Below are 6,119 nucleotides of genomic sequence, written 5' to 3'. Positions count from 1 at the left end.
GTCAGGAGTTCAAATCTCTTATCACCCACCATCATTCCAAAATCGAAGATTTTGAAAGCGCGCGAGGCGGCGTTTTGAAAAAATGCGTTCGCGCTCGGATCAAGTTCCTACAGGTTAAACAGACGCATTTTGTTGCCCCACGTCCAAATTCGTGACGTCGCCGGCAGTGTTGAGCATTTTCCAAAGGCTGGCCCCAATCAGGCCAGCCTTTTGTTTTTCTGCATTATTCCGCAGCAACACGGATTGATTGCGTTTGCCCAAAGGTCGCGGCGACCTCATCCGCGACCAACTCGGCGGTCGCGGCGGACAGGGTCCAGCCCAGATGGCCGTGGCCGGTGTTGTAGAACACACCACCCGCTTTGCCTGCGCCGACGCGGGGCATCATGTTGGGCATCATGGGCCGCAGGCCCGCCCATGGGACGGCGTGTTCGGTGCTGACATCGGGAAACAGGTTTTCGACCCATTTCACCAGCGGCTCCACACGGTCGTTGCGGATGTCGCGGTTGAAGCCGTTGAATTCCGCCGTGCCCGCCACGCGGAACCGGTCTGGCCCCAGACGGGAGGTCACGATCTTGGCCTTGTCGTCCAGCAGCGACACCCACGGGGCCGCGTCGCGGCTGGCATCGTCGGTCATGTTCACGGTGATCGAATAGCCTTTGACGGGGTAGATGTTCACGCGGTCGCCCACCTGAGCGGCCAGGGCACGGCTGCGCACACCGGCACAGATGACCACGCCGTCGAAGTGATCGCTTTCGTTGCCCATGGCGGTCGTCCAGCCGATATCAACACCGCTGTCGCGGTTGGTGAGGGTTTCAACCTCGGACCCGTAGTGGAACTGCGCGCCGTGGCGTTTGCAAGCCTCACCCAGACCTTTGGCATAGGCGTGAATGTCGCCGGTAAAATCGCTCTCGGTGTAGTAACCACCGTAAAGATCGCCCTGCAGGGCCGGTTCAATCTGGCGCATTTCATCGACCGTGACAGCGTGGCGTTCAAGGCCGCCCTCGGCCAGCAGCGCGTTAACTTTGGTGGCGTGGTCGAAGTCGGGCTTGCAGTTGTAGACATGCAGGATACCGCGCTGTTCGCAGTCAAAATCGAACCCCTCGCGCGCCGCATGTGCCTTAAGATGCTCACGCGCCTTGATCGCCAGTCGCACGGTTTCAATGGTGTTGGCGCGGTAGTTGGGGATGTTGGACATGAATTCCGCCATCCACGAATATTTGTGCCACGACGGTTTGGGGTTCACCAACAAAGGCGCACCACGCTGGGTCATCCACTTGAGGCCTTTGAAGATGGTCGACCACTGGGTCCAGACCTCGGCATTCGATGCGCTCAGCTGGCCGCCGTTGGCAAAGGAGGTTTCCATTGCGGCATAGCGGTTGCGGTCGAAAACGGTGACGGCGAACCCACGGTTGAGAAGGGCGTAAGCGGTGGTGATGCCGGTGATGCCAGCACCGATGACGGCGATATGTTTCATGGAGGCGGTCCTTTCCACGTCCAGACAAGGTTGACCGGCATGTGCGCCGGCGGTGAACCCATCTGTCTGTGGACCTGAGAGCATCACCGCGGTGGTCTGCGGCTTCCTCCTTCGGTGGATGCACCGTGTGGGTGCATCACTCTCCAGATTGCCAACGCGTCGCGGTCCGTTTGCCTGAGAGTTTCCGGGTCGTTGCTCCTTCGGCGCCGGGTCTGACCCCGGGCTCTCCCGCGGGCGAGAATAGCAAGAATTTCATGCACGTTTCCGATCGGAAACGCAACTGAATTCGGTTTCACAAGATCATGAGGTTTGCTTGGGATGGGACCCGGTGTAGGAGGGGGCATGACCTATCCCGACCTTTATATCCTGCGCCACGGCCAGACCGAATGGAACGCCGAAGACCGCATGCAGGGCTGGCTGAATTCCCCCCTGACGCCCAAGGGCGAAATGGACGCCGCACGTCAGGGAGAGATCTTGCGCAGCCTTGATCTGGCGGGTTTCGACTTTTGGTGCAGCCCCTCGGGGCGCGCGGTGCAGACGGCGGCCATCGCCTGCGGGCGGCTGGCGGAGGCCATCCATACAGACATCCGTCTGCGTGAAATCGGCGTGGGCGATTGGTCCGGTCGCCTGCGGGGGGACCTGCCCATGCCCGACGGCCCCGATCCCTACATGCAGCAATATGCCATGGCCCCCAACGGCGAAGGGTTTGATGCGCTGGAGGCCCGCGCAGAAGCGTTTCTGAATGACCTGACCGGTCCCGCCGTCGTCGTCACCCATGGCATCACAAGCCGCGCTTTGCGGCTGATCCTGGTGGGCGAAAGCGCACTGGCCAAGCCGTCGGTGCATGGTGGGCAGGGCTGCGTTTACCGCATCTCGGGCGGTGTTCAGACGCTGCTTGAATGATTTTTTGGGGGCGAGGGCCAAAATTCCGGAATTTTGGCAAATGGCGTCTTGCGAAGGCGCTGATGTGTCGCTAAATCCGCCCCTGTCGGGTCGTTAGCTCAGTTGGTAGAGCGCTTCGTTTACACCGAAGATGTCGGGAGTTCGAGCCTCTCACGACCCACCATCCCCGTTCGATCCGCTGCAGTTTCTAACATCCGTTGTAGGTGCGTTTGGCTGCGCCAAGCCGCCCCCGTGTCGGGAGTTCGAGCCTCTCACGACCCACCACGTTCAACAAATCGAAGATTTTTGAACGCGTGCGGGAAAACCTTTTTCAAAGAAAAAGGTGGCCGCACTCAGCAGTTACGGCTCTCCAAACGTTCTTCGCACCCAGCACCTCCACCCCCGCCCATCAAAAAGCCCGCGTCACACTCTCATGCAATGCGGACCCTTTGTTTTATCCTCGTGGCTTACGCGGTGGTGTCATCCCGCCCGGTTTGCCGTCCGTCCGTGCACGGTTTTTCTTGCTGGACGGTTTGCCTTTGGGCGGCGGTGGCCCCTTGCGCGCGCCACCCGGGGGCGTTGCGCGTTTGGAGGGGTCAGAGTTGCTTTTGCTAAAGGGCTTCCCGCCTGGCTTGCCCGCCGGCTTGTCACCCGGCTTGCCGTCTGGTTTGCCGCCTTTGCCCTTATAGGGCTTGTCACCCGGTTTGCCCTTATAAGGCTTGTCGCCGCCTTTGCCTTTGTAGGGCTTATCACCCTGTGGCTTGCGCGGCTTATAGGGTTCGATCGTGTCATCAGACGGCTGGCCACCCTTGGCTTTATGCGCAGGTTTGCCCGCCTTATGGGGCGGCTTGCCTTTTGGCTTTTTGGGCTTGGACGCGGGTTCGTCGTTCCAGTCCACCGGCGTCGTTGTGCCTTTGGGCTTATGGCGGGATTTGTCTTTGGGGCCGTCGAAGGATTTCGCAGGGCCGTCCTCGCGCCGTGGCTTGCCGCCAAATCCGTCCTTGCCCCTAGAATCAGCACGGGGGGCAGGGCGCGGACCACGATCAAGGTTCGGGGCCTTATCAAGCCGTGTCAGCGGCGCGCCGTTTTCCAGCGTCATGTCGCCGTCGAGAGCGTCGATCAATGTCGGCACAGCCTCTTGCCGTACTTCAATGAAGCTTTCGGTGTTCTGGATGCGGATCGCGCCAATGTCGTCCTTGGTGATGTTGCCCATCTTGCACAGCATCGGCAGCAAGCGGCGCGGCTCGGCCCCTGCATCGCGCCCGCCGGGCAGGGAAAACCAGACGCTGGGGCCAAAGGCCGGGCGCGGTTTGGCAGGCTCATGAACGTCGGACAGCTCCTCCGGGGCGGTGTGCTTTTCACGCCAAAGCCGAAGGTAGGCGGCCGCAAGTTGCTGCGTGCTGAACTGCGACGACAGCTGCGCCACGGTGTCCGCGCTGGACCCGTCCACATCCGCCGACCAGTCGGTCTCGGTCAACATGCGTTCCTCATCGCGGGCAATTACGGCTTCGGCTGAGGGGGCTTCCGCCCAAGTGGCGGTCAGTTTCGCCCAGCCCAACAAACGGTTGGCTTTCTTATGGACCGCAGGCGGCACGATCATCGCGCTGACCCCCTTGCGGCCTGCGCGACCGGTCCGGCCGGAACGGTGCAGCAGCGTGTCTTGGTTGCTGGGCAGTTCCGCATGAATGACCAAGTCGAGATTGGGCAGGTCAATGCCACGTGCAGCCACGTCTGTGGCCACACAGACCCGCGCACGGCCATCGCGCATGGCTTGCAGGGCGTTCGTGCGTTCCGATTGGGTCAACTCACCCGACAGCGCCACAACCGAAAAGCCGCGGTTGGACAGGCGCGTGGTCATCCGGTTGACGGTGGCGCGGGTGTTGCAAAAGACGATGGCGTTGGGCGCTTCATAATAGCGCAACACGTTGATGATGGCGTTTTCGCTGTCGCGGGGCGACACGCGGAAGGCCATGTAGTCGATGTCGGCATGCTGCTTTTCGCCGGTAGTTGTGGCGATGCGTTCGGCGTCTTTTTGGTAGCGCTGCGCCAGCTTGGCGATGGCCGCAGGGACGGTGGCCGAGAACAGCAGCGTCTGGCGGTCGGCGGGGGCCTCATCCAGAATAAATTCAAGGTCCTCGCGGAACCCAAGGTCCAGCATTTCGTCGGCCTCATCCAGCACCACGGCACGTAAGGCAGACAGGTCGATGGACCCGCGCATGATGTGATCGCGCAGACGGCCCGGTGTCGCCACAACCACATGGGCCCCGCGCGCCAGCGCCCGCCGTTCGTCGCGCATGTCCATGCCGCCGACCGTCGATGTGATGACCGCACCGGCCTTGTCATAAAGCCACGCCAGTTCGCGTTTCACCTGCATGGCCAATTCGCGGGTTGGCGCAATGACGAGGGCCATGGGCGCGTCGGCCTGGCCAAAAACCTCATCCTCACCAAAGAGACGCGGCGCGATGGCCAGACCAAAGCCCAGCGTCTTGCCGGATCCGGTTTGCGCCGACACCAGAAGGTCGCGGCCTTCAAGAGCGGGGTCGCTGACGGCCTCTTGTACGGGGGTCAGGGTGTCGTAGCCTTTGGCGGCCAATGCCTGCGAGAGGGCGTGTTTCAACGGATCGTCCAGTTCTGATGGGTGTGACGCAGGGTTTGCGCTGTTGAAGGGGGCCTTACGCCTTTGGTGTGCACTTGTATAGGGTGACGCGTGGTTGGTGCGTTCGTGCACAAATAGTGAGTGCGCGTGGGGAGTATGACATCTGACGCACTTATCCTACCTTAAGCCCGAACAGATAGGAGACACCCCATGTCCTGGAACCCAGCCCTTGATCCCGATTGCCCCAAAGGCGACGCCGTGGATGCCATCGAAACCGTGATTGTCCCCCGTGCGCGGGATTTGGGCGGGTTTGAGGTCCGCCGTGCGCTGCCTGCGCCCAAACGCCAGATGGTCGGGCCGTTCATCTTTTTCGACCAGATGGGTCCGGCAGAGTTTCTGAGCGGGCAGGGCATCGACGTGCGCCCGCATCCGCATATTGGTCTGGCGACGGTCACGTATTTGCATCGCGGCGCCATTCACCACCGCGACTCACTGGGCACAGACAGCTGGATCGAACCGGGGGATGTGAATTTGATGGTGGCCGGTCACGGGATCACCCATTCCGAACGGGTCGATGGGGCTGTGCGCGAAAAGCCCCATTCGCTTTTCGGGATACAATCGTGGATCGCATTGCCCGAGGACAAAGAGGATGATCCCGCCGATTTCGTCCATGCCGCCGCAGCCGATCTGCCGATGATGGAGGGCGAGGGCAAAGAGGTGCGTCTGATCCTGGGCTCCGCCTATGGAGAGACAGCGCCCGTTGAGACCCCGTCAGAGATGTTCTACCTCGACGCGGTGCTGCAACCGGGCGCGACTATTCCCTTGCCCGACGATCATGAGGATCGCGGTGTTTATGTGCTGACCGGATCGGTCGAGGTCGCAGGTGAGCCGTTCGAGGCGGGGCGCATGATGGTGTTCCGGCCTGGCGACAGGATCAGCATGATCGCGGGCGAGGCCGGTGCGCGGGTGATGATCCTCGGCGGGGCCACGTTAAATGGATCGCGGCACATCTGGTGGAACTTTGTGGCGTCCAGCCGCGACAAGATTGATGCCGCGAAAGAGGCGTGGCGCGCTGGCGACTGGGCCCATGGGCGGTTTCAGTTGCCCGTGGGGGATGATGAGGAATTTATCCCGCTTCCCGACAAGCACTAAAAAAATTAGCTAATT

At 61.4% G+C, this 6,119-nt stretch carries 4 protein-coding genes, 1 tRNA gene and 2 riboswitches; of the genes, 3 read left to right on the top strand and 2 right to left on the bottom strand.

What is annotated here, in order from left to right; translation table 11 throughout:
• Positions 1-223: 223 nt before the first annotated feature.
• Positions 224-1,474, bottom strand: a complete 1,251-nt coding sequence (locus QZ653_RS03445; RefSeq protein WP_296417598.1) for a D-amino acid dehydrogenase — start codon at positions 1,472-1,474, stop codon at positions 224-226.
• 58 nt (positions 1,475-1,532) lie between these two features.
• Positions 1,533-1,625: riboswitch (glycine riboswitch) on the bottom strand.
• A 1-nt stretch (position 1,626) separates the two neighbouring features.
• Positions 1,627-1,716: riboswitch (glycine riboswitch) on the bottom strand.
• Positions 1,717-1,816: 100 nt separating this feature from the next.
• Between QZ653_RS03445 and QZ653_RS03440 the strand changes: the two genes are divergently transcribed.
• Both QZ653_RS03440 and QZ653_RS03435 read left to right on the top strand, forming a co-directional pair.
• Positions 1,817-2,377, top strand: coding sequence for a histidine phosphatase family protein (locus QZ653_RS03440; RefSeq protein ID WP_296417596.1), 561 nt, complete (start codon positions 1,817-1,819; stop codon positions 2,375-2,377).
• Positions 2,378-2,464: 87 nt separating this feature from the next.
• Positions 2,465-2,540: transfer RNA gene (locus QZ653_RS03435), tRNA-Val, on the top strand.
• Between the two features lie 270 nt (positions 2,541-2,810).
• On the opposite strand, the gene QZ653_RS03430 is transcribed toward QZ653_RS03435, so the two are convergent.
• On the bottom strand, positions 2,811-4,973 hold the full coding sequence (locus QZ653_RS03430) for a DEAD/DEAH box helicase (RefSeq protein ID WP_296417594.1): 2,163 nt from the start codon (positions 4,971-4,973) through the stop codon (positions 2,811-2,813).
• A 189-nt stretch (positions 4,974-5,162) separates the two neighbouring features.
• Between QZ653_RS03430 and QZ653_RS03425 the strand changes: the two genes are divergently transcribed.
• Complete coding sequence (locus QZ653_RS03425; RefSeq protein WP_296417592.1) at positions 5,163-6,104, top strand: pirin family protein; 942 nt, start codon at positions 5,163-5,165, stop codon at positions 6,102-6,104.
• The last annotated feature ends 15 nt before the right edge of the window (positions 6,105-6,119 follow it).

Source organism: Pseudooctadecabacter sp., from assembly GCF_020627745.1.
Taxonomy (GTDB): domain Bacteria; phylum Pseudomonadota; class Alphaproteobacteria; order Rhodobacterales; family Rhodobacteraceae; genus Octadecabacter.
Note: the sequence above shows the minus strand (reverse complement) of the source record. Positions and strands in the feature narration are given on the sequence as shown.

Coding starts and splice junctions, on each gene's coding strand:
- QZ653_RS03440 (WP_296417596.1), top strand. CDS start 1,817: ATGACCTATCCCGACCTTTATATCCTGCGCCACGGCCAGACCGAATGG.
- QZ653_RS03425 (WP_296417592.1), top strand. CDS start 5,163: ATGTCCTGGAACCCAGCCCTTGATCCCGATTGCCCCAAAGGCGACGCC.
- QZ653_RS03445 (WP_296417598.1), bottom strand. CDS start 1,474: ATGAAACATATCGCCGTCATCGGTGCTGGCATCACCGGCATCACCACC.